This is a genomic window from Streptomyces sp. R33, from assembly GCF_041200175.1.
In the GTDB taxonomy this organism is placed as follows: domain Bacteria; phylum Actinomycetota; class Actinomycetes; order Streptomycetales; family Streptomycetaceae; genus Streptomyces; species Streptomyces katrae_B.
The window spans coordinates 307299-333656 of record NZ_CP165728.1 but is presented as its reverse complement, the minus strand read 5'-3'; the positions used below and the strand labels follow the sequence as shown (position 1 = coordinate 333656).

24 protein-coding genes and 4 pseudogenes are annotated in these 26358 nt (G+C 67.3%); 17 read left to right on the top strand and 11 right to left on the bottom strand.

All coding sequences use genetic code 11. The features are described 5' to 3' along the window. Positions 1 to 124: 124 nt before the first annotated feature. The 4 genes from AB5J51_RS41730 (at position 125) to AB5J51_RS41715 (ending at position 6923) form a co-directional block, all read left to right on the top strand. Positions 125 to 3169, top strand: a complete 3045-nt coding sequence (locus AB5J51_RS41730) for a Tn3 family transposase (protein WP_369780627.1) — start codon at positions 125 to 127, stop codon at positions 3167 to 3169. Between the two features lie 138 nt (positions 3170 to 3307). Then, the gene (locus tag AB5J51_RS41725) at positions 3308 to 3775 is read left to right on the top strand and encodes a hypothetical protein (protein ID WP_369780626.1); all 468 of its coding nucleotides are present in this window, start codon (positions 3308 to 3310) and stop codon (positions 3773 to 3775) included. A gap of 128 nt (positions 3776 to 3903) precedes the next feature. Further along, positions 3904 to 6111 (top strand): tetratricopeptide repeat protein, encoded by a 2208-nt coding sequence (locus AB5J51_RS41720; RefSeq protein ID WP_369780624.1) that lies wholly within the window; start codon positions 3904 to 3906, stop codon positions 6109 to 6111. Positions 6112 to 6233: 122 nt separating this feature from the next. After that, positions 6234 to 6923, top strand: a complete 690-nt coding sequence (locus AB5J51_RS41715; protein WP_369780621.1) for a recombinase family protein — start codon at positions 6234 to 6236, stop codon at positions 6921 to 6923. Positions 6924 to 7429: 506 nt separating this feature from the next. On the opposite strand, the gene AB5J51_RS41710 is transcribed toward AB5J51_RS41715, so the two are convergent. The 3 genes from AB5J51_RS41710 to AB5J51_RS41700 form a co-directional block, all read right to left on the bottom strand. Further along, entirely contained in the window at positions 7430 to 8260 is an 831-nt protein-coding gene (locus AB5J51_RS41710; protein ID WP_369780619.1) for a hypothetical protein, read from the bottom strand. Between the two features lie 10 nt (positions 8261 to 8270). After that, a complete protein-coding gene (locus AB5J51_RS41705; RefSeq protein WP_369780618.1) occupies positions 8271 to 8534 on the bottom strand; it encodes a hypothetical protein in 264 nt (87 codons plus the stop codon). A gap of 612 nt (positions 8535 to 9146) precedes the next feature. Further along, the gene (locus AB5J51_RS41700) at positions 9147 to 9353 is read right to left on the bottom strand and encodes a hypothetical protein (RefSeq protein WP_369780617.1); all 207 of its coding nucleotides are present in this window, start codon (positions 9351 to 9353) and stop codon (positions 9147 to 9149) included. Positions 9354 to 9716: 363 nt separating this feature from the next. Between AB5J51_RS41700 and AB5J51_RS41695 the strand changes: the two genes are divergently transcribed. Next, complete coding sequence (locus tag AB5J51_RS41695; RefSeq protein WP_369780616.1) at positions 9717 to 10625, top strand: hypothetical protein; 909 nt, start codon at positions 9717 to 9719, stop codon at positions 10623 to 10625. A 179-nt stretch (positions 10626 to 10804) separates the two neighbouring features. Next, complete coding sequence (locus AB5J51_RS41690; RefSeq protein WP_369780615.1) at positions 10805 to 10999, top strand: hypothetical protein; 195 nt, start codon at positions 10805 to 10807, stop codon at positions 10997 to 10999. Between the two features lie 11 nt (positions 11000 to 11010). Here the strand turns inward: AB5J51_RS41690 and AB5J51_RS41685 are convergent, their stop codons facing one another. Both AB5J51_RS41685 and AB5J51_RS41680 read right to left on the bottom strand, forming a co-directional pair. Further along, positions 11011 to 11724 carry an HNH endonuclease family protein gene (locus AB5J51_RS41685; protein ID WP_369780715.1) on the bottom strand — a complete coding sequence of 238 codons (714 nt, stop codon included), beginning with the start codon at positions 11722 to 11724 and terminating at the stop codon, positions 11011 to 11013. Between the two features lie 78 nt (positions 11725 to 11802). Beyond that, positions 11803 to 12927 (bottom strand): winged helix-turn-helix domain-containing protein, encoded by a 1125-nt coding sequence (locus tag AB5J51_RS41680; protein ID WP_369780614.1) that lies wholly within the window; start codon positions 12925 to 12927, stop codon positions 11803 to 11805. 396 nt (positions 12928 to 13323) lie between these two features. On the opposite strand from AB5J51_RS41680, the gene AB5J51_RS41675 reads away from it, so the two are divergent. From AB5J51_RS41675 to AB5J51_RS41660, 4 genes and pseudogenes are all read left to right on the top strand, one after another. Next, the gene (locus AB5J51_RS41675; protein ID WP_369780613.1) at positions 13324 to 13515 is read left to right on the top strand and encodes a hypothetical protein; all 192 of its coding nucleotides are present in this window, start codon (positions 13324 to 13326) and stop codon (positions 13513 to 13515) included. A gap of 63 nt (positions 13516 to 13578) precedes the next feature. Beyond that, positions 13579 to 13809: pseudogene (locus AB5J51_RS41670) on the top strand (transposase); the annotation flags it as partial. A gap of 193 nt (positions 13810 to 14002) precedes the next feature. Further along, positions 14003 to 14755 carry a hypothetical protein gene (locus AB5J51_RS41665; RefSeq protein ID WP_369780612.1) on the top strand — a complete coding sequence of 251 codons (753 nt, stop codon included), beginning with the start codon at positions 14003 to 14005 and terminating at the stop codon, positions 14753 to 14755. A gap of 574 nt (positions 14756 to 15329) precedes the next feature. Beyond that, positions 15330 to 15983, top strand: coding sequence for a hypothetical protein (locus AB5J51_RS41660; protein ID WP_369780611.1), 654 nt, complete (start codon positions 15330 to 15332; stop codon positions 15981 to 15983). A gap of 221 nt (positions 15984 to 16204) precedes the next feature. Here AB5J51_RS41660 and AB5J51_RS41655 read toward each other — a convergent pair whose 3' ends face one another. Further along, entirely contained in the window at positions 16205 to 16726 is a 522-nt protein-coding gene (locus tag AB5J51_RS41655; RefSeq protein ID WP_369780609.1) for a hypothetical protein, read from the bottom strand. Beyond that, positions 16723 to 17928, bottom strand: coding sequence for an IS110 family transposase (locus AB5J51_RS41650; protein WP_369780608.1), 1206 nt, complete (start codon positions 17926 to 17928; stop codon positions 16723 to 16725). Before AB5J51_RS41650 ends, AB5J51_RS41655 begins: the two co-directional genes overlap by 4 nt. Before the next feature lie 518 nt (positions 17929 to 18446). On the opposite strand from AB5J51_RS41650, the gene AB5J51_RS41645 reads away from it, so the two are divergent. After that, entirely contained in the window at positions 18447 to 18941 is a 495-nt protein-coding gene (locus AB5J51_RS41645) for a hypothetical protein (RefSeq protein WP_369780607.1), read from the top strand. Positions 18942 to 19082: 141 nt separating this feature from the next. Here the strand turns inward: AB5J51_RS41645 and AB5J51_RS41640 are convergent, their stop codons facing one another. The 3 genes from AB5J51_RS41640 to AB5J51_RS41630 all read right to left on the bottom strand — a co-directional run bounded on the left by AB5J51_RS41640 (position 19083) and on the right by AB5J51_RS41630 (position 21371). Next, positions 19083 to 19355: a hypothetical protein gene (locus tag AB5J51_RS41640; protein ID WP_369780605.1), complete on the bottom strand. Its 273-nt coding sequence runs from the start codon at positions 19353 to 19355 to the stop codon at positions 19083 to 19085. 295 nt (positions 19356 to 19650) lie between these two features. Continuing rightward, complete coding sequence (locus AB5J51_RS41635) at positions 19651 to 20880, bottom strand: TniQ family protein (RefSeq protein WP_369780604.1); 1230 nt, start codon at positions 20878 to 20880, stop codon at positions 19651 to 19653. Continuing rightward, positions 20877 to 21371: a hypothetical protein gene (locus tag AB5J51_RS41630; protein WP_369780602.1), complete on the bottom strand. Its 495-nt coding sequence runs from the start codon at positions 21369 to 21371 to the stop codon at positions 20877 to 20879. The genes AB5J51_RS41635 and AB5J51_RS41630 overlap by 4 nt, the downstream gene beginning before the upstream one ends. A 113-nt stretch (positions 21372 to 21484) precedes the next feature. Between AB5J51_RS41630 and AB5J51_RS41625 the strand changes: the two genes are divergently transcribed. From AB5J51_RS41625 to AB5J51_RS41600, 6 genes and pseudogenes are all read left to right on the top strand, one after another. Then, on the top strand, positions 21485 to 23065 hold the full coding sequence (locus AB5J51_RS41625) for an ISL3 family transposase (RefSeq protein WP_369776378.1): 1581 nt from the start codon (positions 21485 to 21487) through the stop codon (positions 23063 to 23065). 180 nt (positions 23066 to 23245) lie between these two features. Next, positions 23246 to 23689: pseudogene (locus tag AB5J51_RS41620) on the top strand (ATP-binding protein); the annotation flags it as partial. A 101-nt stretch (positions 23690 to 23790) separates the two neighbouring features. Next, positions 23791 to 23958, top strand: coding sequence for a hypothetical protein (locus AB5J51_RS41615; RefSeq protein ID WP_369780601.1), 168 nt, complete (start codon positions 23791 to 23793; stop codon positions 23956 to 23958). A gap of 459 nt (positions 23959 to 24417) precedes the next feature. Further along, positions 24418 to 25258 (top strand): annotated as a pseudogene (locus tag AB5J51_RS41610) (IS982 family transposase). A gap of 51 nt (positions 25259 to 25309) precedes the next feature. Further along, positions 25310 to 25559 (top strand): annotated as a pseudogene (locus tag AB5J51_RS41605) (helix-turn-helix domain-containing protein); the annotation flags it as partial. A 107-nt stretch (positions 25560 to 25666) separates the two neighbouring features. Next, positions 25667 to 25849 carry a hypothetical protein gene (locus AB5J51_RS41600; protein WP_369780718.1) on the top strand — a complete coding sequence of 61 codons (183 nt, stop codon included), beginning with the start codon at positions 25667 to 25669 and terminating at the stop codon, positions 25847 to 25849. A 140-nt stretch (positions 25850 to 25989) separates the two neighbouring features. Here AB5J51_RS41600 and AB5J51_RS41595 read toward each other — a convergent pair whose 3' ends face one another. Then, the gene (locus AB5J51_RS41595; RefSeq protein WP_369780599.1) at positions 25990 to 26127 is read right to left on the bottom strand and encodes a hypothetical protein; all 138 of its coding nucleotides are present in this window, start codon (positions 26125 to 26127) and stop codon (positions 25990 to 25992) included. Positions 26128 to 26358: the final 231 nt, after the last annotated feature.

Below are 26358 nucleotides of genomic sequence, written 5' to 3'. Positions count from 1 at the left end.
GGTGCCGGTAAGAACCCTGTCACCAGCCGCAAACGGTGGTGATCTTGCCGGGTGTCCCTCGTGCGGGTGAGCCCGCTACCGTACGGCTGCGGTGTGTGAGCCCGCGCGAGGACGATCTACGAACGTGGCCCGTATCCCGTTGGATCTGGATGAGCTTGTCGAGCACTGGACGCTGTTGAAGGACGAGCAGGTGCTTGTGTCCGGCAAGCGCGGTGCGACGCGGCTGGGCTTCGCCGTCCTGCTGAAGTTCTACACGCAACACGGCCGGTTTCCCCGAGGCCGGGCGGAGCTGCCCGGCGAGGCCGTGGAGTTCGTGGCTCGGCAGGTGCAGGTTCCTGCGTCTGAGCTGGGCTTCTACGAGTGGACGGGCCGTACGGTCGAGTACCACCGCGCGCAGATCCGGGGACATCTCGGTTTCCGTGAGTGCAGCGTCGCGGATGCGGAGAAGCTGACGGCTCATCTGGCCGAGCACGTTGCGCACAAGGAACGCAGGCCAGAGCAGGTCCGGGTGGAGTTGCTGGCGCGTTGCCGCGTCGAGAGCATTGAGCCGCCCAGGCCGGGGCGGTGCGACCGGATCGTCGCAGCTGCCCTACGGGCGGCCGAGGAGGCGTTGACGGAACGGATCTCCTCGCGGCTGACCGCGGAGAGCGTTGCGCGGATTACGGCTCTCGTGGCCGGCGGCACCGACCAGGACGACGAGGCCAGCCCCAGCGACGGCGGCATCGACGGCGAGGACGGGCCGCCGGTGCTGGGGAAGATCAAGGAAGCGCCGGGCAACGTGAGCCTGGAGACGATGCTCACCGAGATCGACAAGCTCCTTGCGGTGCGGGCAATCGGCCTGCCGCCGGACCTGTTCATCGACGTGGCACCGAAGGTGCTGGCCGGCTGGCGGGCGCGGGCCGCAGTGGAGTCGCCCTCCCATCTGCGGACGCACCCGGTGCCGCTGCGGGTGACCCTTCTGGCCGCACTCCTGCACGAACGGGAGCGCGAGATCACCGACACACTGGTGGAGCTGCTGATCTTCACCGTGCACAGGATCGGGGCGCGGGCGGAGAAGAAGGTCACCGAGCAGCTGATCAACGCGTTCAAGAAGGTGTCGGGCAAGGAGAACATCCTCTTCAAGCTCGCCGAGGCATCGCTCGGCACTCCGGAAGGGACAGTCCGGCAGGTCGTCTTCCCGGCGGTGTCCGGGGGCGAGGCGACGCTGCGGGAGCTCGTGCACGAGTTCAAGACCCGTGGCCCGGTCTACCGGCGGACGGTGCAGACCACTTTGAAGGCGTCGTACACCAACCACTACCGGCGCGGGCTGATCAAGCTGCTGGACGTGCTGGAGTTCCGCTCCTCCAACCGCGCCCACCGGCCCGTGATCGAGGCCCTGGCGCTCGTGGCGCGGTACGCGAACGCCGGGAACACGACGTACTACCCGCTGGGCGAGACGGTGCCGGTCCACAAGGCGATGGGCGGGGACTGGGCAGAGGTCGTCCACCGCACCGACAAACGCGGCCGGCTCCGGGTGGTGCGCATGGTCTACGAGGTCGTCGCCTTCCAGGCCCTGCGCGATCAGCTCAAGTGCAAGGAGATCTGGGTGGTCGGCGCCGACAAGTGGCGCAACCCGGATGAGGACCTGCCACAGGACTTCGACGTACGGCGGGCGGAGAACTACCGGGAGCTACGCAAGCCGCTGGACGCCTCGATGTTCATCGACGAGCTGCGCGAGCAGATGACGGCCGAGCTGACCTTGCTGAACGACCAGATGCCCAAGCTGTCCTGGCTGGACATCGCGGAGCGGAAGTCCGGGGCGATCCGGCTGACCGCGGCCGAGGCCCAGCCCGAACCGCGCAATCTGCGCAGGATCAAGGCCGAGGTGCAACGCAGGTGGGGCATCGTGCCTCTGGTCGACATGCTGAAGGAAGCGGTGTTGCGGACCGGCTGCCTGGACGCGGTCACCTCCGTCTCTGGTGGCGGCAGCCTCTCGGCGGAGGTGCTGGCCGAACGCCTGCTGCTGGTCATCTACGCGTACGGCACGAACACGGGGATCAAGGCTGTGGCGTCCGGTGGCCACGGCCACACCGAGGATGAGCTGCGGTACGTACGGCGCCGGTATCTGTCCGCCGAGGCGGCCCGTGCCATCGCCGTCCAGATCGCAAACGCCACCTTTGCCGCCCGCAGCTCCGAGCTGTGGGGCCAGGGCTCGACCGCGGTCGCCTCCGACTCCACCCACGTCCGGGCGTACGACCAGAATCTGTTCACCGAGTGGCATTCGCGCTACGGCGGCCGCGGGGTGCTCATCTACTGGCACGTGGAGAAGAAGTCCCTGGCCATCCACTCCCAGCTGATCAACTGCACGGCCTCCGAGGTCGCCGCGATGATCGAGGGCGCCATGCGGCACGGCACGACCATGGACGTTGAAGCCAACTACACGGACAGCCACGGCCAGTCGGAGATCGGGTTCGGCATCACGAGGCTGCTGAACTTCGACCTGCTGCCCAGGATCAAGCGGATCAACAAGGTCAAGCTGTACCGGCCGGTGGCCGGCGACCCGGACGCCTACCCGCAGCTCACCCCGGCCCTGACCCGGCCGATCCGCTGGGAGCTCATCGCCCAGCAGTACGACCAGATGATCAAGTATGCGACCGCGATCCGTACCCGCACCGCGTCCACCGAGGCGATCCTGCGCCGCTTCACCCGCAACGCCTCCCACCCCACCTACGCGGCCATGCTGGAAGTCGGGCGCGCCCAGAAGACCATCTTCGTGGCCCGCTACCTTCGGCTGCGGGACCTCCAGCGGGAGATCGAAGAGGGCCTGAACGTCATGGAGGCCTCCAACGGCGCGAACTCCGTGATCGCCTACGGCAAGGGCGGGGAAATCGCCTCGAACCGGCGCGACGAGCAGGAGATGTTCGTCCTGTGCCTGCGCATCCTGCAATCCGCCCTGGTCTACGTGAACACCCTGATGCTCCAGGACGTCCTCGGCGAACCTGAGTGGGCCGACCTCCTCACTCCCGCCGACCGGCGCGGCCTGACCCCACTGTTCTGGTCTCATGTCCGCCCGTACGGCGAGGTCAACCTCGACATGGGCACCCGCCTGAACCTCTCAGCGGTGACCATGCCCGGCCCCCGCACCGCGCCCGATGCGGGCGCTGCGCAGCCGACAGGACACCGTGTGTGACATCGACCGTGGCTGTGCCCCTACCTCACTTCCCAGGCTCGCCCGGCGAGGCTCTACGCCCGCGTCGCGTCACCTGCGGGGCGCCTCGTGCGGCGTTACGGTTTTTAAGAGAGGCCGCTCAGGCGAGGAGGCCGGAAGATGCTGGTGGAGGCGCTGGCTGCAGCTGGCGGCACCGCGGTCGTACAGGCTGCGGGGACAGATGCGTGGAACGCATTCCGGCAGGCGGTAGCGCGTTGGTTCGGGCGGGGCGACGCCCAGCGGGAGCAGGCGGAACTGGAGCGCCTTGACCAGACCGCAACCGCCCTGCACACCACCGACCCAGGCCAGGTGGAGCGGGCGCGGCTTGTACAGAAGGCCTCCTGGCAGGCCCGCATCGAGGCTCTCCTGGAGAGCCTGGACGAGGCAGAGCGCGACCAAGCCGCCGCGCAGCTGCGTGCCCTGCTAGCCGAGCACGTCCCAGAGGTCCGGGTGACGGCCGGGCCGGGCGGAGTGGCTACAGGGGGGAACACAAACATCCGTGCCGAGGGCAGCTCAATCGCGGCCGGGGTCATCCATGGGGGTGCGCATATCAGCCCCCCTCCGACGCCGGATCCGCCCGGGGACTGAGCGGACCGGCCAGCCTTCCCCTGGCACCCGGCTCCATCGGCGTACCAGGAAGTGTCACGGCCCTCGGTCACAGCTTCGCAGTCGGCCAGGCCGACAAGGTCAACTATTACGCCGCATCACGTCCCCCGGTGACTGGGCCGCACCAGGTCGGCGTACTGCCCCGGCAAGCCGACTGCTTCCAGGACCGTGCCATCGCCCAGCAACTGGAGCACACGGTAGACGGCGAGGGCACCGTGGTGCTCAGCCAGGTATTGGCCGGCCTGGGTGGAGTCGGCAAGACCCAGCTCGCTGCCCACCACGCCCGCACCCAGTGGCAGGCCGGGAAGCTGGACCTGCTGGTATGGGTCACCGCCGCCACCCGCGACGCGGTCGTCACAGGTTACGCCCAGGCCGCGGTCGAGGTACTCGGCTCCGACCCCGCCGACCCGGAGCTCGCCGCACGCGCGTTCCTGGCCTGGCTGGAGCCCAAGCCCGGCACCGCGCACCGCTGGCTGGTCGTACTCGACGACCTCGCCGACCCAGCCGACCTCCGCGGCCTGTGGCCCCCCGCCAGCACGCACGGCCGTACCCTTGTCACCACCCGCCGCCGTGACGCCGCTCTCACCGGACACGGCCGTCAACTGGTACCGGTAGGCCTGTTCACCGAGGACGAGGCCACCTCCTACCTCATCACGGCCCTGGCCGCGCATGACCGCAACGAACCCGCCGCCCAGCTCGCCGGCCTCGCCGACGACCTCGGATGCCTGCCGCTCGCGCTGTCCCAGGCCGCCGCCTACCTCCTCGACGTCGGCCTGGACTGCGCCACCTACCGACACCGGCTGACCGACCGCGCGCACACCCTCACCGACGCGCTGCCCGACCCCTCTGGGCTGCCTGACGACCAGGCCACTACCGCCGCCGCCGCTTGGTCCCTGTCTATCGATTGCGCCGACCAACTCCCGCCGACGGGTCTGGCCCGCCCCATGCTGCAGCTCGTGGCGATGCTCGACCCCAACGGCATTCCCGCCACCGTTCTGACCAGCCCGCCAGCCCTCAACCACCTTGGCCGGCACCGTACTGCTGCCCCAGGACAGACACAGGCCGGAGAGGTCGCGCCCTCAGACGCCGCTCAGGCGCTGCGTGCGCTGCACCGCCTGAGCCTGATCGACCACAATCCCAACCGCCCACACCACACTGTCCGCGTCCACCAACTCCTCCAGCGCGCCGTCCGAGACAGCCTCTCCGCCGACCAGCACGGCCAACTCGTCCGGACGGCCGCCGACGCCCTGATCGCAGCCTGGCCCCAGGTGGAACGCGACACCACCCTTGCCCAAGCCCTTCGCGCCAACACCGAAGCGCTCACCCTCCACGCCGAAGACGCCCTGCACCAGCCCGACGCCCACCCCGTGCTCTTCCGCACCGGTAAGAGCCTCGGCGAGGCCGGCCAGGTCACGGCTGCCCTCCACCACTTCCAGCACCTGGCCGACACCACCCAGCACCACCTGGGACCCGATCACCCCGACACCCTCGCTACCCGCCACATTGCCGCCTACTGGCGGGGCGAGTCGGGGGATGCGATCGGCGCGGCCGCCGCATTCGAGCGGCTGCTCCCAGACAGGGAGCGGGTGCTGGGGCCCGACCACCCCGACACCCTGAACACCCGGAACACCCTCGCCGGCTGGCGGGGACTGGCAGGCGATGCGGTCGGCGCCGCCACCGCCTACGAATCAGTACTGGAACAGATGCTGCCGGTGCTGGGACCCGACCACCCCTACATCCTCAACGCCCGGCACAACCAGGCCCACTTCCGGGGCGAGTCGGGGGATGCGGTCGGCGCCGCCGCCGCCTATGAGCAGCTGCTGCCCGACAGGGAGCGGGTGCTGGGACCCGACCACCCCCTCACCCTCGGCACCCAGGCCACCCTTGCTCACTGGCGGGGCAAGGCGGGGGATCCGGTCGGCGCCGCCACCGCCTGCGAATCAGTGCTGGAACAGATGCTGCTGGTGCTGGGACCCCACCACCCCTACACCCTCGCCACCCGGGCCGCCCTTGCTCACTGGCGGGGCGTGACGGGGGATTCGGTCGGCGCCGCCACCGCCTGCGAATCAGTGCTGGAACAGATGCTGCTGGTGCTGGGACCCGACCACCCCTACACCCTCGACACCCGGGAGGTCCTCGCGGTCCTCCGGGGGGAGGCGGGGGATGCGGTCGGCGCCGCCACCGCCTATGAGCAGCTGCTGCCCGACATGGAACGGGTGTTGGGTCCCGACCACCCCGACACCCTCCGCACCCGGAAGGCCCTGGCCAGTTGGCGAGTAGAAGGCAAAAGCAGAAGTGTTGATCAATCGACCGATTGATGAGCAAGATCGGTAAGCGTACGTCTGCGGCCGAGTCGGCGCCGGATCATGCCCACAAAACGGTGTCAAAAAGTCGGCATGCTCAAGAACTTCGGCATGACCCCTTTCTGTACGATCTGGGGGTGCAGCAGCCTCCGGACGACGACACCGCCGATCTCCTCGCCCCCGTTCCGGCCATACGCACCGGTGACCTTGTGGGATACGCACGTGTGTCCACCAAGAGGCAACTGCTCGACCGGCAGATCTGCGCGCTCACCGATGCCGGATGCAGCCGGATCTTCTCGGACAAGAAGTCCGGCAAGAACGCCGAGCGCGAAGAACTCTGGAAGGCCCTCGACTACCTGCGGCCCGGCGACACCCTCGTCGTCCCGTCGCTCGACCGGCTCGGCCGCTCCATCCAAGACCTCATCGCCATCGTGTCCGGCCTGCGCAAGCGCGGCGTCGGCTTCACCTCGCTGCACGAGGCACTCGACACCACCACGCCCGGCGGGCGCTTGGTCTTCCACGTCTTCGCCGCCCTCGCGGAGTTCATCCGCGAACTCATCGTGCAGGGCACCAACGAGGGCCTGGACGCCGCCCGCGCCCGCGGCGCCCGCCTCGGCCGCCCGCCGGCCGTGACGCCGGAGCAAGTACGTCACGCCCGCGACCTGCTCACCCGCCCCGAGAACACCGTGACCTCGATCGCGAAGCTGCTCGGCGTCTCCCGCAACACCATCTACAACTACGTGCCCGAGCTGAAGGGCGGCCGCCAGGCGCTCGCCGAGGCGACCACCACGGCCGAGCTGCCGCGGCCGACCAAACCCAAGGAGTGATCACCGCCGTTTGCGGCTGGTGACACGGTTCTTACCGGCACCCCATATCCGAAGGAACGACCACGCCCGTGGCGACGGGGTCGGGGTGGTACGGGAACTCAGGAAGCCGCTCAGTCACAGCCGCGACCGTAACAGTCGTCACGGACAGTCAGCCGACCCGACCATAAAGAACAAGCTGAGCGCTGGTTGAAGGCCCAGTTCATCACCAGGCTCGACAGCATGCTGCTGCTCAGGGAAAAGATCGTGAAGCTCTTCGAGGACGCCGAGGAAAGCGCCTTTCAGTTCAACTGACCGACCCGCTTATCCTGCCCCGCGATCACTCCACGTGATCACGGGGCAGATTCGTTTCCCATGCGCCAGACCACCGAGCCCCTCTCCAGCAGACCGGGTACGTCGTTTCCTGCTTGATCCGAGTGAGTGAGCGCGGCGGTCTGCCCCGGCTGACGGGACCTGCCGTGGCACCGCCCCGGGGGGCGAGGAAGTCTTCCTCGCCCCCCGGGCCCCTGTTACTCGTCGGGGAAACCGGGCAGGAGTGACCGCTGTACGGGGCGGTGATGGCCGCCACCACGGCGGCGAAGGCGCCTGCTCCGTGCTGCGGGATCGCGGCTGAGCTCCACGGGAATCTGACGGGCCTGCGTCTCGAAGCCGAAAAGTCTGACTCTGCTTGCGAACCGGTTCTCCCGAATGTAGGCCTTGCTCCAGATGATGTTGTTCCCGTCTCTGAGCGGGATGGTGAACGGGGCGGCTTCGAGCGTGTCGCGCTTCTCGTGGCGCCATGCACGACTCCATGCCTCGTCCCACGCCGGCAGTGCTGCCTCGGGTACCTGGCAGGCGCGGAGGAAGGCCCGGAACTGGGCGGCCGAATGCGGTACCGCCCGGCGGTGCACGATCCGGTGGGCTGTGCTGCGGGGCAGCAGCCCGAACCCGCCAGCCCGCTGTTCCATCTCCCGGAGCGTGGGCGACCCCGCACGCTCATAGAGATGCCGCAGCTGCGTGCTGAGATCGGCAAAGTCCCGGACCAGGGCCGGAGGGCTGACGTTGTGGTGGGGGCCGCGACCGCGCCGGGCCCGGGCCTCGACGTAGCGGGCTTCCTTCCACAGCGCCTCCGCAGTGTCTGCGGATGCGTCACAGGCGAAGGCGTAGAGCAGGACTACACGGAGCTTGGGTACGGATTCTCCGGATGCGGCCCGCTGCAGGGTCGTGGCGTGCACGCCGGTCCCCGAGGCCAGCGCACGGTAGCTGGGCTGACCCATGCGCCGTCGCTGCGCGCGCAGCCACTCGGCGAGTTCCCGCAGTGCCTTGTTGTCGGTGCCGATCGGCTTCTCGGGGCGTCCCATGGCTGCGGCCTCAGACGGTGGCGCCAGCTGCGGCGGCCCGGAGGGCGAGCCGAAGTGCACGTGCGGGCGCTGAGGTGCTGAGCCCTACCAGCACGATCGCCAGCAGGCTCGCGCCTGCGAGCAGCTGCAGGACATCGGTGACGGGGAGACCCCGGATGTTCAGCGCCGCTGCGGTCAGGACGATGACGATGATGACGACGGCGTCCGGGGCGTGCAGCCGACGAGGAATGGGCTGCTGGATCTCGCAGGGCAGGGCAGGGTTGTTCTGGGGCATGACGCGTACTCCTGATGAGGCGGGACCGGCGACCGAGGCCGCCGGACCGCGCTATTGGCTCCAACCGGGTACAGATCACAGGGCGGTTGGCGCCGCCCTCGGCGTGGTCTGTGGACATAGATGTTGGCAGCCCCATCACGCAGCTCCGACATCCGCACTCAATGTCGGTGCCGTTTGATGCATGCCTGGCTCGCGTGTCGAATCGTGAAAGCCGTCACAAGCGGTCGCCGTACATCCGCGCGTGCCGTTTTAAGCTGCGGCAACACGCGACTCACTCTGGATGCTTGAGATGTCAGGCTTTCGTGGTAGCGGGCGGTTGATGCACGGGCGCCCCAATCGGCCTTGCTTGCAAGCAAGGGCTCCTGCGACCATGCGGAACCTGGCGCGGGCCGTACGGCCTGCGCGGAGGAAACCCTGATCGCTATTGGCTCCAACCACGGCATGAGCAGGGAAAACGCGGGTCCGTGTTGGCGCACGACCGCTCGAGAGCCGGTGCCTGCTGCAGGCACCGGCTTTCCCTGTGTCCGCTCAGCGGCCGAGAGGTTGATGCCATAGAGCGGGTTCAGCGCCTCGTCGAACGCGCCGCGCGGTCGCGGTACGCGGCAAAGCGCTCTAGCCGAGCAGGCGATGGACGGTCCGTACGGACGGGCGCTTGCCCGCGTTCTTCCCCTTGGGGATCGTGAGCCGCTGCACGATGTCGGGGACGGGTACGCCCTGGGTGTGCAGGAACTTGGCGAGGGTGGCCATGTCCCCGTCGGTGATGGAGGGGCGCCCGCCGTGGCGGCCGGCTTTGCGGGCGCTCTCCTGGCCTTCGAGCATCCGGTCGCGGATGTAGTCGCGCTCGGACTCCGCCGTGGCGGCCGCGATGCTCAGCGGTGATGGAGCAGGTTCAGCAGCGCACCAATCAGGGTGGTCATCGCGGCTGAGACGACGGCCCCGAGCACCGTCTGCGTGCCGACCCGGAGCAGGTCCTGCCGGGTACGTCGGCAGCGGTGTCGGGGGTGGTGAGCGGATCGGCGCATACGGTGGGACATGAAAGCCCTCCCAAGGGATCGGCCCCGTGCCGGAAGACCTGGGCAAGGAATGACCGGCGCGGGGCGGTTTCGGACACCAATCACCCTGCCGGGGGCCACCGAGTGCAGTCCTGCTAGAAGGCGCGAATCTCGGTGTACGTTCCAGAACGTGACAGAGCCTCAGCAGCACTGGCTTCCCGGTACGACGGAAGACCTGGTGGAAGACGCCCGCCAGCTCGGGGTGCAGCAGGTCAGCCCCCGCCTGGTCAAGGACTACGTCGAAGTCGGCTTGCTGGCCAGTCCGCAGCCGCGTAAGTCCACCCAGCGCGGCAGCGACCCACGCGTCTTTCCCCCGGAGCAGCGGCGCCTGTTCTCCGAGCTGATGAAGGCGAGGCGTCACTCACCGCTGGGCCGGGTGCCCTATCGGACGATGATGCCGATCGTGATCCAGATGTGGCTGACCAGCCCGCTGGGTGCTTCGGTGATCCCCGTCAACCAGGCTCGACGGGCACTTCGGACATGGGCTGAGGAGACCGGATTGCACAGCATTGCCTCCCGCAAGAAGTCCTCGCGGGCCGTCATCGAGCAGTTCGCCCACCCCACAGCGACCAGGAATCAGCGCCGACTTGTCGAGCACCTACTTCAAGAGGGTGAGCGGACCAAGCAGCCGCGTTGGGATCTGCTCACCGAGGCATTGAAGGACTTGTCCAGCCCGTGGCGCGCACACGCCCGCGCATACGGTCTCCACGGGACCGAACGGCGGATCGGACCTGCTGTGACGCCCATGAGCGTGGACGTTGCGGTGGCACAGTGGCGGTTCCACTGGGAGGTCAATCAGCAGCTGAAGGCGGAGTCCGTGAAGGCAAAGGAACTCCTGTACGCGCGGGAGCTCCACCGCCGGGCGTGGGCTGGGTATCAGCAGCGGCGCCCGGCGCTGATGGCCCAGGCTGGGGAGCAAGCAGCCTATTTCGCGACGCCGGACAGCACCGAACAGCAGATCCGTAAGGAAGTCGGGGCTTTCACCACCACACTTGGTCACGTCCTCGGAGTAGACGCAGGGCCTCGCGTTCCTGGTTGAGTGGCCATCCGGATCAGGCCCCGTAACGTGAGCCGTGAGCCGGCTTGCCTCGCCACTCGATCGGCTTGGTTCGTGTCCGGGGCGGTCGTCCGCAACCCCTGACCGGGAGCCGAGGACGGGATGCCTGGCTCGGCCGCCTGCTTTCGTGACGGCCGAACCGGTCTCGCGTTGTTCTGGGTATGGACGACGAGTTGCTGGACGTGCTCCTCGACGGGGTCACCGAGCCGCGCCTGAAGCTGATCAGCGAGGACGAGGCGCGAGCCCTGACGATCCTCTTCGGAGTGCTCGACGATGACGAGCAGCCCGAGGAGGTCCGTCATGCCGCCGGGGAGATGCGCTTTCGCATCGGATCCCGTCTGGCCGTGCCCCTGTAGAAAGGGCGCGTCTACTTCGCGGTGTCGAAGGGGACGGTCTCGTAGGTGACGGTGGCGCCGGGGCAGTCTTCGGCGAGGCCCAGGAGCGCCTCGCGCTCGCGGTCGTCGGCGGTCAGGGACCAGCGGAGCTTGGTCTCGACCCAGCCAGTGACGTAGGTGCAGTGGTAGGTGGTGGTCGGCGGCAGCCACTCGGCCGGGTCCTTGTCGGCCTTGGCGCGGTTGGACTTCGCGGTGACTGCGATCAGCGAGGTCGGGGTGGCGAGGTCGTTGGCGTAGGCCTCGCGGCGCTTGGCGGTCCAGGCCGAGGCTCCGGAGTCCCAGCTCTCGGCAAGCGGGACGAGATGGTCCACGTCCAGGCCGGTGGCTGCGGTGACCCAGGTGTCGTCGTACGGGGAGAACCAGCGTCCGCCGGTGAGCTTGCAGCCCGGGGCGATCTCGGGATAGTCGACGGCTTCCTGGAGGAGAACTTCGGCTCGGGTGTTGCAGCCGTCGTCGGCGATGGCGCCGGCGTTCCAGTGCTTGAAGGCGGTGCGGACGTAGCCGTCGCGGGACTCGGCGGCCGCGGGGATGCGGTCGATGCCCTCGAACAGGGACGTCGTGTCCGACTTGGCGGGCCGGGTGACGGCCGAGGCCGGGCCGTCGGCGGAGGCCGGAGCGGCGGTGGCGAGCAGGGGCAGGGCGGCGAGGGCGAGCGCGGGCAGGCCGCGCAGCAGCAGGTTCTTGATCACGCCCAGGGTTGTAGCCCCCCGTCAGCCTGTCCGGAAGGCGGGCCGCGGGCCCGTCACTCGGGCGGGGGCGCGGATTCACCGAAGAAACGGCACTCCAGGGTGCGCATAGACCCTTGCGGGTGCGGCTAGCCCGCATGCTACGGAACCGTTGGTGTTTAGCAGGGTGAGGCCGAGATGGGTCAGCGTGTGCAGGGCGACCTTCCGCTGCCGGGTCAAAGCGGTCAGCCCGGCGCTGCGCAGGGTGGTGGCGTGCTCGCTGGCGCTGGCCGGTGATATGCCCGCCAGCTGCGCGAGCTGCGTAGTAGTGCACGCAGGATGGTCGGCTATCACGCACAGCACGATTGCCCTGGTACGGCCGAGGAGTGCGGATAGAGTTGGCGGTACCGGGGCATCGACCTGGCGCATATCCGTGGGGGAAGCCCAAAGGGCAGCCGCGTGGACCGGGTTGTTCAGAGCCGGATACACCATGACGACCGTCTCGGCCTGGGGGCTGGCGAACAGCTGTGGAACCGGCTCGCAGAACACCGACGGGGCCAGAATGAACGGACGGCCCCCCAAGTGGAAGTCGGCCTCCGGGTGGATCAGGGGCCGATAGCCCGGAATCTCGAGCACGGGGGGCTGCCACACGGCCATCGGGCACAGACTGTCCAGCAGTGCCCCTGCCCCGCCCTGCACCATGAGCCGCCCACGCCGGGCCACCTCCCCCACCAGGTGCTGGTCGATACGCCCCCAGTACGGGTCAACCGCCACCCGGCTCCAGCCCTGTAACGCGACGGCCATCCTTCGCACCGTCCGCGGGTCGCCATCCATCGCTTCGGCCAGCCACGGTGCCCGCCGCGTACTCGCGCGCGGAAGTACGGAGAACTCCGCGCGCAGCCGCCGGTCCGACGCACTGATCAGCCGCTCTATCCCCTCGTCCATACAGCCCACCGCGCCCACGAGAGTGAACAGATCGACCAGGCCCCCAGCAGAAGAGCTGAGAAACCGCGCCGTTTCCCTCCCATCGGCGCCGATCTGCGGACCGGTACGCGCACGCCAACCACCGAACAGCGCCTCACGGTCACGCCGCTGCACAGTCTGCAGGCTCAGCTGCGTCTCTGCCAGCGGCCCCAGCACCGTGACCTGCACCTGCGCCAGGTCCTCGACAGTGAAGTGAACCCGTAGCACGACATCCCCCTCTCCCCTGGTGATCCTTCCCATCGCTCTCGTTTCGGGACAGGCCGAAACGAGTCGAACTCCGCACCGGGCTGGGCGCAGGGTGTACCTGATCGGTCACGCGGGCGCCCGTCACGATGCACGGAAGCGAGGGGGACTACAGCAGCCGCTGCTGAGACGTATGAGTCCAGCTCAGTGGTCAAGCAGAGGATGCTCGCCAAGGCCCGATCCCTGCCGCGGAAAGCGGCGAAAGCGAGTGCATGAAGAGCATGCACATTCGGCCGCCCGCCGCCTGGCGTGGCCGGCCCACGACGAAGGAGAAGCATGGGCATTCGCAAGAAACTGGCTGCTATCGGGGTGGGGGCGGCACTGGCTGTCGGCGCTATGGCCGTTCCGGCGCAAGCGGCACCCTCGGGATCCTCGGGCGGGGTCGCTCCGCACGTGGCGGTGCAGGCGAGCACCGTCGGCGACGCCGCTACCGCCGCGCCCCGGTGGCAGTACACCGGGGCCAGGTACTACTGGGCGATCGAGTGCAATTGGGATGCCAACGAGCTGACCTACGCCACGGGATGGCCGACCCAGTGCCGCGGCCCGCACACCGACGGCTACTACTACCTCTGGGCCTACCACTAGGCGGTGTCTGATGGCTCTTGCCCGGGGTGGTGGATCTGCTGCCGTTCCGGGCAAGAGTCGGTCATCGTGCGTCGGCATGAACTGACGAATGCTCAGTGGGATCGCATAGCCCCGCTACTGCCGGAGACCGGCGGGCCGGGTGGGCGGTGGGCCGACCACCGGACCGTGGTCAACGGGGTGCTCTACCGGACACGGACCGGGATTCCCTGGCGTGACCTGCCCGAACGCTACGGATCCTGGCAGACCGTCTACGAACGCCACCGCCGCTGGTCGGCCGATGGCACCAGGTCCAGGACGCGGCGAATATAGATCATGGCCCGGAAGCGGGAGGCGGCTGTCAGCGGTCACGCAATTCCCCAGGATCTTCATGATCAGCGTCACGTAATTCCCCACTGGAGCTGAGGCGTGGGTCGAAGAGAGACAGCACCGCTTGGTGGAGCCACCGAGCCGTGTACGGGCTGTCGTAGGCGGGTGAGAGTCTGGACCAGTGCTGATCAAGGGATTCGAGAACACCCCGATTGTCGCGGGGGAGGAACTGCTGGCGCTGCCGGGGTTCTGGGCGGCCTACCTGATGTGGCTGAGCCAGACCGAGGAGCACGACGCTTCTTTGTATCCGTTCGGTGTTGACGGGGCTGATGCCGATGCGGCCTGCGATGCGCTCGGCGACGCGGATCACTGGCCCGTCTTCCGGATCCCGTTTGGTGATGGCCACACCGCGCTGGTCCTCGGACGCAACTTTCCCGACGACCCGGAAACGGAGTACTTCATCACCCACCCCGAGTGGGGACGGCACGGCCACCTGGCCACCGTCAGCGGCCACCAGGCTGGCCCCGGCTTGTCTTGGCGAGAGCTCCACCACATCGCCCGCACCCCTGACCTCAACGCTCCAGGAGTCCACGCCGAATATGCGCGCCTGCTCCTCCTGCTGCCCGCCCTCGGCGACCAGGACTTGCCAGAGGACGCCGCAGCCGTGCTCGGCGGCGCTCTGGCGCAGGCGGGTGTACCCACTGCGCTGGCCCCGCCTCTCGCGGTAGCGCTCCTCGCCGACCACCCCTTGTGGGAGCCGGCTGAATGGACGCTTCCTGCTACCTCTCCGCTCTCGGCCAGCCAAGAGCCCTTCCTCGGAATTCTGCACTGTGACGGGTACATGAGTCCGCGGTGCGGGACTAGCCTCGCCCAGGGCATCACCCGCGAGCAGAGCAACCGCCTGGCCCACGCACTCGGCACCTGGCCCGCCTGAACGGTTCACCCAGCAGTCACGGGTTGGATGGAGACATCAGGTGGCCTGGAACGCCCGGGGACTTTGGGGATCTTGACACACGGTCGTCGTCCCCATGCACACCACGGTCGTGAGACCGTCGTCCCGGTGGCCCATTACGTGACGTTCCGGGTGGGGAAATGCGTGACCGTCCACAGCGGCCATGATGCGTCGGCGGGGCACCAGCGCCGTAAACGGACTCGGCGCCCCGCCGACTACGTCAGTGGTGGGTGTTCCACCACAGGATTCCGGCGGAAACGAGCAGCGCCCCGAGGGACGTTGCAGCCCCCTTCACAAGGCCTTCAGCAGCTGTACCGGCCAGCCGTCGGGCTGCTCCTGGCTGGTCAGACCTTGGCTGCGGGTCGTGCTTGCGCATACGGTCGTCGTTGGTGTGGATGACTTCTCCTTCGGTCGAGTACGTCCATGCATTCGTGAAGGCGGCTCCCTGTTGGCGCAGGGGGCCGTCGCCGTTTCCGGTGACGGCCGAGTGCCGCGGATGGCACGCTACTGAATCACTAGTTGTCGCAGGACATCACGGGACATCAGGAGAGAGGCAATGACCGCACACTGGAAGCCAGTTAGCCCCGATTCCGGCGAGTTGTCGGAGTTCGCCGAGCGGCTGCGGGACGCGGTCAGTAGCAACGGCTATTCGGTGCGGGAGATCACTCTGTGGCAGGAGATCTCCCGCTCCACGGTGTACGCGGTGCTGGCGGGCGAACGGCTCCCCAGCCAGCTGCTGCTCGAGCAGATCCTGATGGTCGAAGCTCCACGGAGGAGGACTCGCTCCGCCGACATCACATGGCTTTTCGCGAGACGGGCGAAGTTGGAGAAGGCGCGCAGGAGCCGCACGGAGCCCCCGACGACTCCTGTTCAACTCGATCCGGTCCCCGAGCAGGAGCGCTTCACCGAGGCGTTGAACAACTGGGTCAAGACGTACCGCCCCCACTTCATGTACTGGTGGCCAGAAGGCACACAGCGAGGCGAGGGGGTCTCAGCCGGATGGCTTCAACGCTTCCTCGACGGCATAGCGATCCCCTCCGAATCTGGCCTGGGGTCCCTTCTGCCACGAGAACGCCCCCGCGATATGGACCGGCAGCTCTGGAACAAGTGCGCCACCGACCATGACCACCTGCAGAGGCTGGCCCTGGACGCCCGGAGAAGCCGGCGCACGGCTCGGGAGGTCCTGCGCATCCTGCAGGGCGGCCGGTGACCTAGGCGAAGAAGACGGAGGAACAGGAGCACAGAGCCAGGCGTGACCGGAGCACCGTAGCCGGTCCCCCCGGGGCTGCCGCTTCGTCTCGTCCGTGGCAGCCCCGAAGCGTGCGGGTTATCTGGCCAGACTGACCACTGAGCGGCAGATCGGTCACGGCGACCACCGATGCGAGTCGCCGTGACCGATTCCCAATGACCGTGGTCAAGCGTCGAAGGTGCTTACTGGGTCCTGCCGATGGCACGCCGGAACCTTGCCCAAAGAGAGGTCGGCAAGGTGACGTCAGTGACTTCATCCGGAGAGCCAGCATCCTGCGCCGTGGCGGTCCGCTCTGCTGGGTCCTCGTGAGCGTCTCCGCGGAATGCGACGGCGTCCTCCCCGATCCCGACTACCTCTAGGAGGGTGTCCAGGGCCTTGTCGGCTTGCTCGTGCGGCTGGGTGAGCCAGACATACGAGACGCCGACCGGATTGCCGTCATGCTTGCTGATCGCAAAGCTGAATCCCTTCAGCCGGAACAGTACGACGTCGAGGTCGTCCAGCCCGTCCCACGACCGCTCCACGTGCAGACGCAGCCGCTGGGCCACGGGCCGCACCGGCAGCGCCAGCACTCCGATCATCTGGAATAGCGGGGCGGAGTGCTCCCAGACGCTGTACTGATGGGCGGGATTTCTGCCGGTGTAGTACGGCGGCTGTGTAGCCGGCTGCCAGTCGGGCTCAGGCCCCGGGACCTCGATCTCTGTCACAGCAGCTCCTCCCCACGGCCTCCAGCGAACTGGTGATCAACTTGTTGGTCGCGGATGAGGGCCCACAGAACGTCGAGGCGGCGGCGAGCGAGGGCAAGGACTGCTTGTTTGTGGCTCTTGCCTTCGGCTCGCTTGCGGTCGTAGAAGGTCTTGGACGTGGGGCAGAAGCGGGCAGCGATCTGGGCGGAGAGGTAGAAGACCCGCAGGAGCCGGCGGTGGTAGCGGTGTGGTCGGCGCATGTTGCCGCTGATGCGACCGGAGTCCCGCGGGACCGGTGCGAGACCGGCGACGCCGGCAAGCCGGCCCGCGCTGCCGAAGGCGTCCATGTCGCCGCCGGTGCAGGCGATGAACTCCGCCCCCAGCAAAGGGCCCATCCCGGGCATGCTGAGGATGACTTCCGCGTGGCGGTGCTCTCGGAAACGAACCGCGATCTGCGCGTCGATGTCAGCGATCTCGTCGTCCAGAGCGAGCACGGTCCTGGCCAGGGCGTTGACCACGGCCGCGGCAGTGCTCTCCCCGGTCACGGCGGTGTGCTGGGCCTGGGCCGCGGCGACGGCCGCATCGGCCATGGCCTGGGCGCCACGGACTTTGCGGTTCTTCAGCCAGGTCGCGAGCCGACTGGGGCCGAGCCGGCGCAGGCCAGCCGGCGTCTGGTAGCCGGTCAGTAGGACAAGTGCCGCCTTGGAGGCGGCATAGTCGAAGGCCCGCTCGAGAGCGGGGAAGTACTCCAGGAGCTGTGCTCGCATCCGGTTGATGGCACGGGTGCGGTCGGCGGCGAGGTCGTAGCGGCGGGCGGTGAGGATCTTCAGGTCCACCGCGGTCTCGTCCCACTCCTGCAGCGGCTGCAGGTCCCGGCGCATCCGTGCCTGGTCAGCGATGACGTAGGCATCCTTCGCGTCAGTTTTGCCGTCCCCGCGGTAGCCACGGGAAGCGTGATGGACGGTCCGGCCAGGAATGTAGAGCAGTCGCTGACCATGGCCGGTCAGGAGAGCGATCAGCAGAGCGCCCCCGCCAGCGTTCAAGTCGACGGCCCAGGTCACCGGGCTGTCCTCGGCCAGTGCGAGGACATCGCCTATCAGCTCCAAGAGCTCGGGCTCGTTATTGGGCACCCGGCGCGAGAGCACCTTCGTCCCGTCCGTGTCGATCACCGTGCAGTGATGCGCGGCCTTGCCGGCATCCGTCCCCGCCCAGAGCTCGGGCACCCGAGCCTCCCTTGCCGATCGGTTGACTGGTCCCTGCAGACGACCACGCCGACGTGTCCTTACGAAGCGATCTCTGTTCGCTCATCCCAATGAGTGGCCGTGTCGTCGCGGGGCACTGGGCGGCCAATCAGTCAAAGCCACAACCACGGCATGAGCGCGCTAAAGCCACACCCAGGCCCCTGGGTCTCCCGATCGTACGAAGGACCGGAATCAACCCGCCAACAAGGTAAGGAGCGCTCTAATTGTCCAGTGAGCGTTGGGCTTGGCCAGCTGAGCTCTGAGTCGCCGAACTGATCGGCGGACGCGTTGATGGAACCCGCGTCTGCCCACTTGCGACGGTTGGGGATGCTGTCGGCCGGTAAGTCATGGGCCGCCTGGAGAGCAGGCGGGCTACTTCTGGTCGTGGCCTCTCGCGCTATAGCTCCACTCAGGATGCAGGCCAGGCACGCTTGCATTAGCGTGTGGTTGGCGCTTCAGGATTGCAATGCTTCTTCCGGCAAGTAGAATTGAGTGCCAACATGAACATTTATGCTCCGAGTGATTTTGTGGCCAGGTTGGCGAACAATGAGCTGACGGAACATGAAGCTGGGCAATCCGTTGAGTCTAAGGGTGCGGAAGCTCTAGAAGTCGTCGGCGTTGTGAAGTGCATTGAAGGCTCTTCCGTGCTCATCGGGTTCTCCAGAGCGCTCGGCTGTCCTCGAATTGACTGGATCCCTCTACCGATCGAGCTGTTGGAATCTGTTACGCATCTCAGGTTCCTCTCGTGTGAAACAGTTAAATACCCAGCCGTTCGGCTCAGATTCAAGAAACCAGGTGATCGGCGCCAGGATGTGGAGTTCTTGTTGGGCCTGTGCACCCAGCTTAAGTCATCTGCGGCTCGCGCCTTCGAGCTTTCCGGAAAGCCTCTCGCGAGTCGTAGGTTCGATGGGGAGTTGACCGAAGGCTGTGAAATCTTGGAGTTCGACGGCGAAGTTTACATTTGCTGCGACGGCGAATGTGGCGGCCTCGTCTGATAGGCATTGCTCTCTGCGGCCTGGCCATCGAGCTCAGCAGCCGCGCGATCGACTATGCGCATCGCCGCCGACCATCGGCGGCTAGGTGTTCTGTCCACGGAGGTTCGATACGCAGGTCTCGAACCTCCGTGGACAGAACACCTAGTTGTCCAGTGAGTGCGCAATCTGGCCAGTTGAGTGCCCGGCGTCGATCGCTGCGGACAGGTGCTTGGCGTGGGTGTCGAGCGTGCACTTGAGGGCTGCGTAGCCCGTACTGCCTCCGCGTGTGAGGTAGTGCCGCCCTGGGTCGCTCCGGGCTCCGGGTGGACAGGGTGCGAATCGCTGCTCGCCCTTGGTGACCTGCGCCCAGACGTAGATCGAGCAGGACAGCCGCTTCCCGTCGTCGCCGGCGATGTCGCGTTGTGCTCTAGGCATAGGTGTCCGTTCGAGCAGGTCATGCCATGTATCGGTCTGGAGCGCCCAGTCGAGCATGGCCTCTCGACGTCGGCGATAGTTGATCAGAGATGTTTTTGGTAGCGCTTCTGCCAAGGAATCGATTGCTGAATGGAACTTGTCCAGCAGGCCCAGTGATCGCAGGTGTCGTGTGAGAGTTGTGATGAACCCGATGTGCTTGCCGCTTTGATTGATTCCCAGGAATTGTGCTGCCTCGGGGGCTGATCCGCCCTTGGCTCGTTGGACTAGTAACACGGCGACGGAGCGACGCAAGCTATCAGGGGCGACGCCTGGGAAGCCGGTGAAGTAGCGGACAGTCCATTCGTCCAGCAAGAAGGCGGGAACATGGTGAGGGCGGAAATCCGCTTGGGGGTGAGGGCGTCTGCGGCCTTTCTGGCCTGTGTGTTGTTACTGCCGCTCGCTGAAATTCAGGCGAGCACTCCTGCCGGGCAGCCTTGAAGGAGAATTCCCAGGTATTGTAACGCTGCGCCCTGCGACCGCCTGATTCGTAGGTCGGCATGAGCGGGGAGATCGCGGTGGACCTGTCGGGAGCACTGTGAATGCTGTCTGCGTTCAGGAGGATCGCGGCGCAAGCCCGCGCCTCGACGGGAGGGGCATTTGAGGTGAAAGCGGCAGGGCTTTCTTCTTCTCCGCTGCGACGTTCGGCCAGGACCCGGTCGGTGGTCATGGTCGTCGGGTCCGGGGCCTTGAGGCTGCCTGCCGGCCATGTCGCGATGACGAGCGAGCTGAGCAGATGCAGCTCCGTGAAGTACCTCGCCGACTGCTCCGCCGGGTAGTGAGGATCGAGTTTCGCGAGAATCCGAGCCTGCAGATCGATGTGCTGCTGGCTGGGTGCATCTCGTGGTGTGAACCGATCAAGCTGGGCGCCGCAGATCGCGATGAATTGCCCGCGAGACCATTGCCCCGAAGTGGATGCCACAGAGGCCCGGCACTGAGCGGGGTGCAGCCCGACTGCGGCACTGCGAGAGATCAGGCGTCGGTTCTTGTTTCCAGTGATGGGCTGACCGCATGCAGGGCAGAGGTGTTCCAGGAAGCAGCGGTGCTCGATGCAGAGGAATACGTCAGGCAGCCGCCAGAGCGCATGCCAAGTCCCTCCGTATCGTTGCTGGATGAGGGAGTCGTCGCCTGCGAGGCAGCGCGGGCAGTACCGGTTGACCTTCCCGAAAAGCCAATGCAGTTTCATTGCTCTTTGGAGTGCTTGCCGGACCGGAGGGAAGTGACGGGCAAGGGGCCGGAGCGTGAGAGCTTCGACTTCTGCCCGGGAGAGCCGCGTTGCCACGGAGAAATCTTCGATCATTGTCGCTGTCAGTCCGGTGGAAAGGACGGGGCTGACGTAGGTGGACCCTTGGCTCAGTCCTGTCCGGCGCATCAGATCGGCCGGGGGCACTGCGAGGCGGTAGCTCAGCCTGAGCAGGAACCCAGTGAGGGACTCGCCGGGCAGAGGGTCCAGGCTCCGCGGCAAGGGGGTGACCGTGGTGCGGTTCATCCCGCCTCCCCCGCCGGCCCCCGGTCGTCGAAGACCGTGTTCCGGCCCCGCTTGGCGATGGCCCGCTTGCGAGAGGGGACGGGCGGAACCTCGCCGGCGCCGGCATCGCGGGCAGGTGAGCCGTCGAGATCGATGGCGATGGCGTCCAAGAGAGCCTCGGTCAGGTGCTCCTGTCCGCAGTCCATTGCCTCGCGGCAGCCGTCCTCGATCAACCGTTCAAGGAGGCCGACAACACCGCCGGTGCGTTCGTAGAGGTACTCGGGCATCGTTCCCGTGCTCAGCATGCCGGGGCGGGCGTCAAGCAGACGCAGTGCGTTCTCGACTCCGGTCAGGTGGCGGACCCAGGCGGCGATGTTGGCCGAGCTGCCGTAGCGGAACGGGCCGAGTTCGACGAGGTCGAAGCGCCGCTCGGTCTGGGTGGCCTCCAGCCCGTTGACCCGCCGCGACGAGGCGGACGCCAGCGTCCACTGGCCGGTGGTGTCGACGTACAAGTGGACGTGGCCCTGGCAAGATTTCCGTGAAGCTGGGGTGTGCCACCGTGCGCCCGTGACGCTCCGTCATGGGCAGCGGGACAGTCGGCAAGTGTGATGACCTCGTACGGATTGTGTCTCCGCACCTCGGTGCGGTGCGGGTGGAGCGGGTGTGGGTGGATGGCGGCGTGGTCCGCGTTGCGGCCTGCACGCGCGAATCGACGGTGGTCTGTCCGGACTGCGGCCGCGGTTCCGCGCGGTTGCACAGCCGCTACTGCCGCACGCTGGCCGATGTGGCTGTCGGTGGGCGTCCGGTGCTGATCGAACTTTCCGTGCGGCGGTTGTTCTGTGACAGCCCGGGCTGCGGCCGGCGGACGTTCGCCGAGCAGGTCGAGGGGCTGACCGGGCGCTACCGGCGCCGGAGCCCTCTGCTGCAGCATCTGGTGGAGATGGCCGGCGTGCTGCTCGCCGGTCGCGGCGGCGCCCGATTGCTGCAGATCCTGAAGGTGCCGATGTCGCGGACCAGCGTGCTGTTCCACCTGATGCGTCTACCTCTTCCGCAGGCTGCGACGCCGCGGGTCCTGGGCGTGGACGACTTCGCGCTGTATGCGGACGTCTACGGCACCCTGCTGGTGGATGCGGGGACCCGGTTGCCGATCGAGCTGTGGGAGGGACGCGAGGCGGAGCAACTGGCCGCCTGGCTGCGGACGCACCCCGGTGTTGAGGTCGTCTGCCGGGACGGTTCGCTGGTCTACCGACAGGGCATCACCGAGGGCGCTCCGGAGGCGGTGCAGGTCAGCGACCGCTTTCACCTGTGGCAGGGGCTGTCGAAGCGGGTCGGGGACATCGCCGCCGCCCACCGCGGCTGTCTTCCGGCTGCGGTGCCCGAGCCCGAAGCAGCGCCGTCACAGGCCGAGCCTGTGAGACCGTCCGACGAGGCCGATACCCCGGCCCGACGCCATGCGAAGCGACTGTTCGAGGCCGTGCACGCGGTGACCGGCACCGGCCGATCGCTCAACGCCATAGCCCGCGAGCTGGGCTTGAACCGCCGCACCGTGAGCAAGTACGCCCGAGCAGCCACCTGGCAGGAATGCGTACGAAACACCCGGCCCCGCCGACCCACCAAACTCGACCCCTACCTGGAGCACCTGCAACAACGCTGGGAAGAAGGCGAGCACAACGCCACGGTTCTGCACCAAGAACTCCTCGCCAAGGGCTACCGCGGCCACTACCAGCGGATCAAGATGGCCGTCGCACCGCTGCGTCGAGGCCTGCCGATCGACACGCCGCGCGAGCGACCCCCATCGCCCCGCAAAGTCGCCCGATGGATCACCACCACACCCTCCCGACGCAGCCTGCATGCCTCCGAGGGACTCCGCCGGCTGTTCGAGCACTGCCCGGAACTGGACCGCACCCACGATCTGGTGCGCCAGTTCGCCGCCATGCTCGACACCCGCGACGCCGCCCCGCTACCGGCTTGGCTCGAACACCTCACACAATCACGCCTCCCGCCCCTGGCCAGCCTGGCCAGCGCCATCCGGGAGGACCAGCCCGCCGTCGTGCAGGGCATCACCACCCCGTTCAGCTCCGGCGTCAACGAAGGCCGCATCACCGACCTCAAGCTTCAGAAACGGATCATGGCCGGCCGCGCCGGAGTCCCACTGCTCCGCCACCGCGTCATCCACATGGCCATACTCCGACGCAACTACCAGTAACGGAGTGTCACCGACAGACAGTCGCACACCCCAGCTTCACGGAAATCTTGCCAGGGCCGTGGACGTGCGCCACCTCGTACGAATGAAGGTGCTCCGTTTTCGGGGCGGCGATGGGGTGCTGGCCGTGAGTCTGCTGTTGTCCGTTCGGGGTGGCAGGGAGGCGGCTGAAGGTGGTCTTGGCCGCCCGGAGTCGGCAAGATCCACATCGCCGTCGCTCTCGCGGTCGCGGCCTGCCGAGCGGGCTACTCGATCTACTTCACCAGCCTCGACGACATGGTCCGTCACCTCAAAGCCGCCGAGGACCAGGGCCGGCTGATGAGCAAGCTCACCAGCTACCTCCGCCCCGCCGTCCTCGTGGTCGACGAAGTCGGCTACCAGCCGCTCGAGCGGGCCGAGGCGAACCTGGTCTTCCAGGTCATCTCCAAGCGCTATGAGAAGGGCTCGATCATCCTGACCTCGAACAAGACCTTCGGCGAATGGGGCCAGGTCTTCGGAGACGAAGTCCTCGCCACCGCAATCCTCGACCGGCTCCTGCACCACTGCGAGGTCGTCTCCACCAACGGCAACAGCTACCGCCTCAAGAACCGCCTTCAGGCAATCCAGCGGGACACCGACGTAGCCTGACCAGTGGCGCACACAACTTCGTACGGGGTGGTGCACTCAAGCGAGTACGCGGACAGTGCCCCCCGAGGTGACGTCCGGGCCTGTGCAGCGTTGTCCCCTGCATGGACGAGGCACTGGACCTGCTGGACACCCTCCTTGACGGCGTCACCGGCACCCCGTCTGCAACGTTGATGGTGCTCCTCGGGCTCCTCGAGGACACCAATCAGAGCGAGGACATCTGCCGGGCCGCAGGCGAGTTGCGTTTCCGGATCGGCTCCCGCCGCGCCTGACCCCCTGCACCAGCCCGTGTGCGACTACAGAGCCGGCTCGTTTCGAAGGCGCAGGTGGTCGGCGCCGGCACGGTCTTGACGACCCGGCCCTCGGCCGCCCGCGTCGTCACTCGCGTCAGCGGTGCCGCCTGAGTCCTCAAACGTCGCCCGGCAGCCGACGTCACCGCTACCCCGTCCGTGCGGGCGTGGCGGTGGTCGGGGGCATGCCGCACGGCGATCCACCGGCAGGCCTGCTCATCACCGTCCGCCGCGATGCCGGCGGTGTGCTGATGGGGAGGTTTGGATTTCCCCACTTGTCGCTCTGGGTGGGGCAAACCTGCTCTCTTGATCTCCCCATCTATTGTGTGATCCTCCCGGCGTGTCGAACTGGTGTCGGCGTGTCTTGGAGAGCCTGCGTGAGCTAGACGAGTAAGTCCGAAGTCTTCGAGCGCATGAAGCGAGGGTCTCGTTGGTTCGCTTGTGACGACAAACCTCGAAACCCTCGCGACAGCACTGTACGTGAGGATCGATGACTCTCTGGCAGGAACGCGGCGGCCGGGCCGTCCTCCGAGGCTGACGGATGCCGAGCTGTTGACGCTTGCGGTGATGCAGGCCGTGCTCGGCTTCGTCTCCGAGGCCCGGGCAGTCCGGCTACAACAAGCGCCTGCAGGCCGCGAACAGACTGATCGGCCGGTTCATCCGAACCCTGGCCCGGGACACCGATCTGTGGCACGACGACGTGTGGATCGTGGACTCCACCCCGGTGGAGTGCGCCCGGTCCCGGCCCACCGTCAAGCGGTCCGACCTGGCCGGCTGGGCCGCCTACTCCTACTGCCCCTCGCACTCGCGGTTCTTCCGGGGTCTTCGCCTGCACCTGCTCTGCACCCCCGGCGGACTCCCGGTCGCCTGGGCCCTGGCCAACCCGAAAACGGACGAGCGGGAAGTCCTGGCCGGCATGCTCACCCAGGACGCCGATCTGCTGGCCACCCACCCCGGGCAGACCGTCATCGGCGACAAGGGCTACGTCTCCAAGCACCTCGACGCCTTCATGACCGACCACGGCCTGACCCTGCTCCGGCCCAGCTACCGCAATCGCACACCCCGGCCCGGCGAGCACCTGCTCAAGCCGGTCCGCCAGCTGATCGAGTCGGTCAACGACACCCTCAAGGGCCAGCTCGACCTCGAACGCCACGGAGCCAGGACCCCAGCCGGAGTCCTGGCCCGCGTCGGGCAACGGATCCTGGCCCTGACCGCGGCGATCTGGCACAACCGGGCCAACGGAACACCGTTAACCAGGTCACTCATCGCCTACGACCACTGACCAGCACTTCGGACTTACTCGTCTAGGAGTTCGGCCTGTTCGGGGGCCTGAATGCTCACTCGGGAGGAAGACGTGGCCGCTCATGCTCTGCGTCGTCAGGGATGGACGATCTCTGCGATCGCACGGCATCTGGGCTGTGATCGCAAGACGATCCGTGCCTACTGAACGGCGAGCGGACCCCTGGCGAGCGACGCGAGGGCTGGACGCGTTCGTCCCGTTCCTGGCCTACTGCCGCCAACGCCTGGCCGACGACCCGCATTTGTGGGCATCGACCCTGTTCGATGAGGTGACCGAACTCGGCGGCCGGGCCGGCTCTACACGGCCCGGCGGGACGGCCGTGGATCATCCAAAGGGGCCCGGCGGGGCCGTCAGGGCCAGTGCCAGGGCCGGCTTCGGCACGGTGGCGGCATGCGAGGCTGGTCCCTGCCCCTGCTCCTCGCCGCGCTGCTCGCGGCCTCCGGATGCGTCACCATCCACCCCACCCCTACCCGGCCCGCCAAGGTCTCCCCCGCCGCGGGTGCGGCGGGCCACAAGCAGCCCGCCGTATGGCCGGTGACCTGCACACACTCGCGCCACAAATCGAACACATGATGGAATAGGGCTGTACGCACACCGAGGAGCACCGCCATGAGCCTTCGCCAACTTGAAGTCGCAGGTCAAAGGGCTGGTGTGATCCGTTCTCGTGGTGCTCGTGCTGGTCGCGGGCGGGAGTCTGCAGACAAGATCGTCCGTCAGCGGTCGACTTCGAGGTTCGTCAGGACGAGCAGAGCACGCAAGAGTTGGGTAGCGCGGGCGGGATCGGTGCGGAGCTTGGTGAGGGTCCGCCAGTTCTTCAGGTGGGCGAAGCCGGGCTCGACTGGTGCGACCAATGGGCCCGGGATGCCATCTCATATTGGGTAACAGTCCGCACCCAGGGGGAGTAATGAATCATCGCTCAGGCCGTGTACTCGGTATGACTGTCGCCGCGTTAATTGGCCTAGTCGGTTGCGGCAGCGGTAAGCCTTTCGACGGCTCTGTGTCGGAGTCCCGCTCGTCTGCCGTACCTGAGTATGTTGCCGCCTACCGTGCTGGATACACCGCGGGCAAGGCCGTCTACGACT

What these genes read in the sequence shown, in the direction of transcription:
- AB5J51_RS41635 (WP_369780604.1), bottom strand. Translation starts at nt 20,880, where the DNA reads ATGAACCGCACCACGGTCACCCCCTTGCCGCGGAGCCTGGACCCTCTG.
- AB5J51_RS41710 (WP_369780619.1), bottom strand. Translation starts at nt 8,260, where the DNA reads ATGGGACGCCCCGAGAAGCCGATCGGCACCGACAACAAGGCACTGCGG.
- AB5J51_RS41615 (WP_369780601.1), top strand. Translation starts at nt 23,791, where the DNA reads ATGGACGAGGCACTGGACCTGCTGGACACCCTCCTTGACGGCGTCACC.
- AB5J51_RS41725 (WP_369780626.1), top strand. Translation starts at nt 3,308, where the DNA reads ATGCTGGTGGAGGCGCTGGCTGCAGCTGGCGGCACCGCGGTCGTACAG.
- AB5J51_RS41645 (WP_369780607.1), top strand. Translation starts at nt 18,447, where the DNA reads ATGAACATTTATGCTCCGAGTGATTTTGTGGCCAGGTTGGCGAACAAT.
- AB5J51_RS41690 (WP_369780615.1), top strand. Translation starts at nt 10,805, where the DNA reads ATGGACGACGAGTTGCTGGACGTGCTCCTCGACGGGGTCACCGAGCCG.
- AB5J51_RS41600 (WP_369780718.1), top strand. Translation starts at nt 25,667, where the DNA reads ATGCGAGGCTGGTCCCTGCCCCTGCTCCTCGCCGCGCTGCTCGCGGCC.
- AB5J51_RS41700 (WP_369780617.1), bottom strand. Translation starts at nt 9,353, where the DNA reads ATGCTCGAAGGCCAGGAGAGCGCCCGCAAAGCCGGCCGCCACGGCGGG.
- AB5J51_RS41640 (WP_369780605.1), bottom strand. Translation starts at nt 19,355, where the DNA reads ATGCCTAGAGCACAACGCGACATCGCCGGCGACGACGGGAAGCGGCTG.
- AB5J51_RS41660 (WP_369780611.1), top strand. Translation starts at nt 15,330, where the DNA reads ATGACCGCACACTGGAAGCCAGTTAGCCCCGATTCCGGCGAGTTGTCG.
- AB5J51_RS41680 (WP_369780614.1), bottom strand. Translation starts at nt 12,927, where the DNA reads ATGGGAAGGATCACCAGGGGAGAGGGGGATGTCGTGCTACGGGTTCAC.
- AB5J51_RS41705 (WP_369780618.1), bottom strand. Translation starts at nt 8,534, where the DNA reads ATGCCCCAGAACAACCCTGCCCTGCCCTGCGAGATCCAGCAGCCCATT.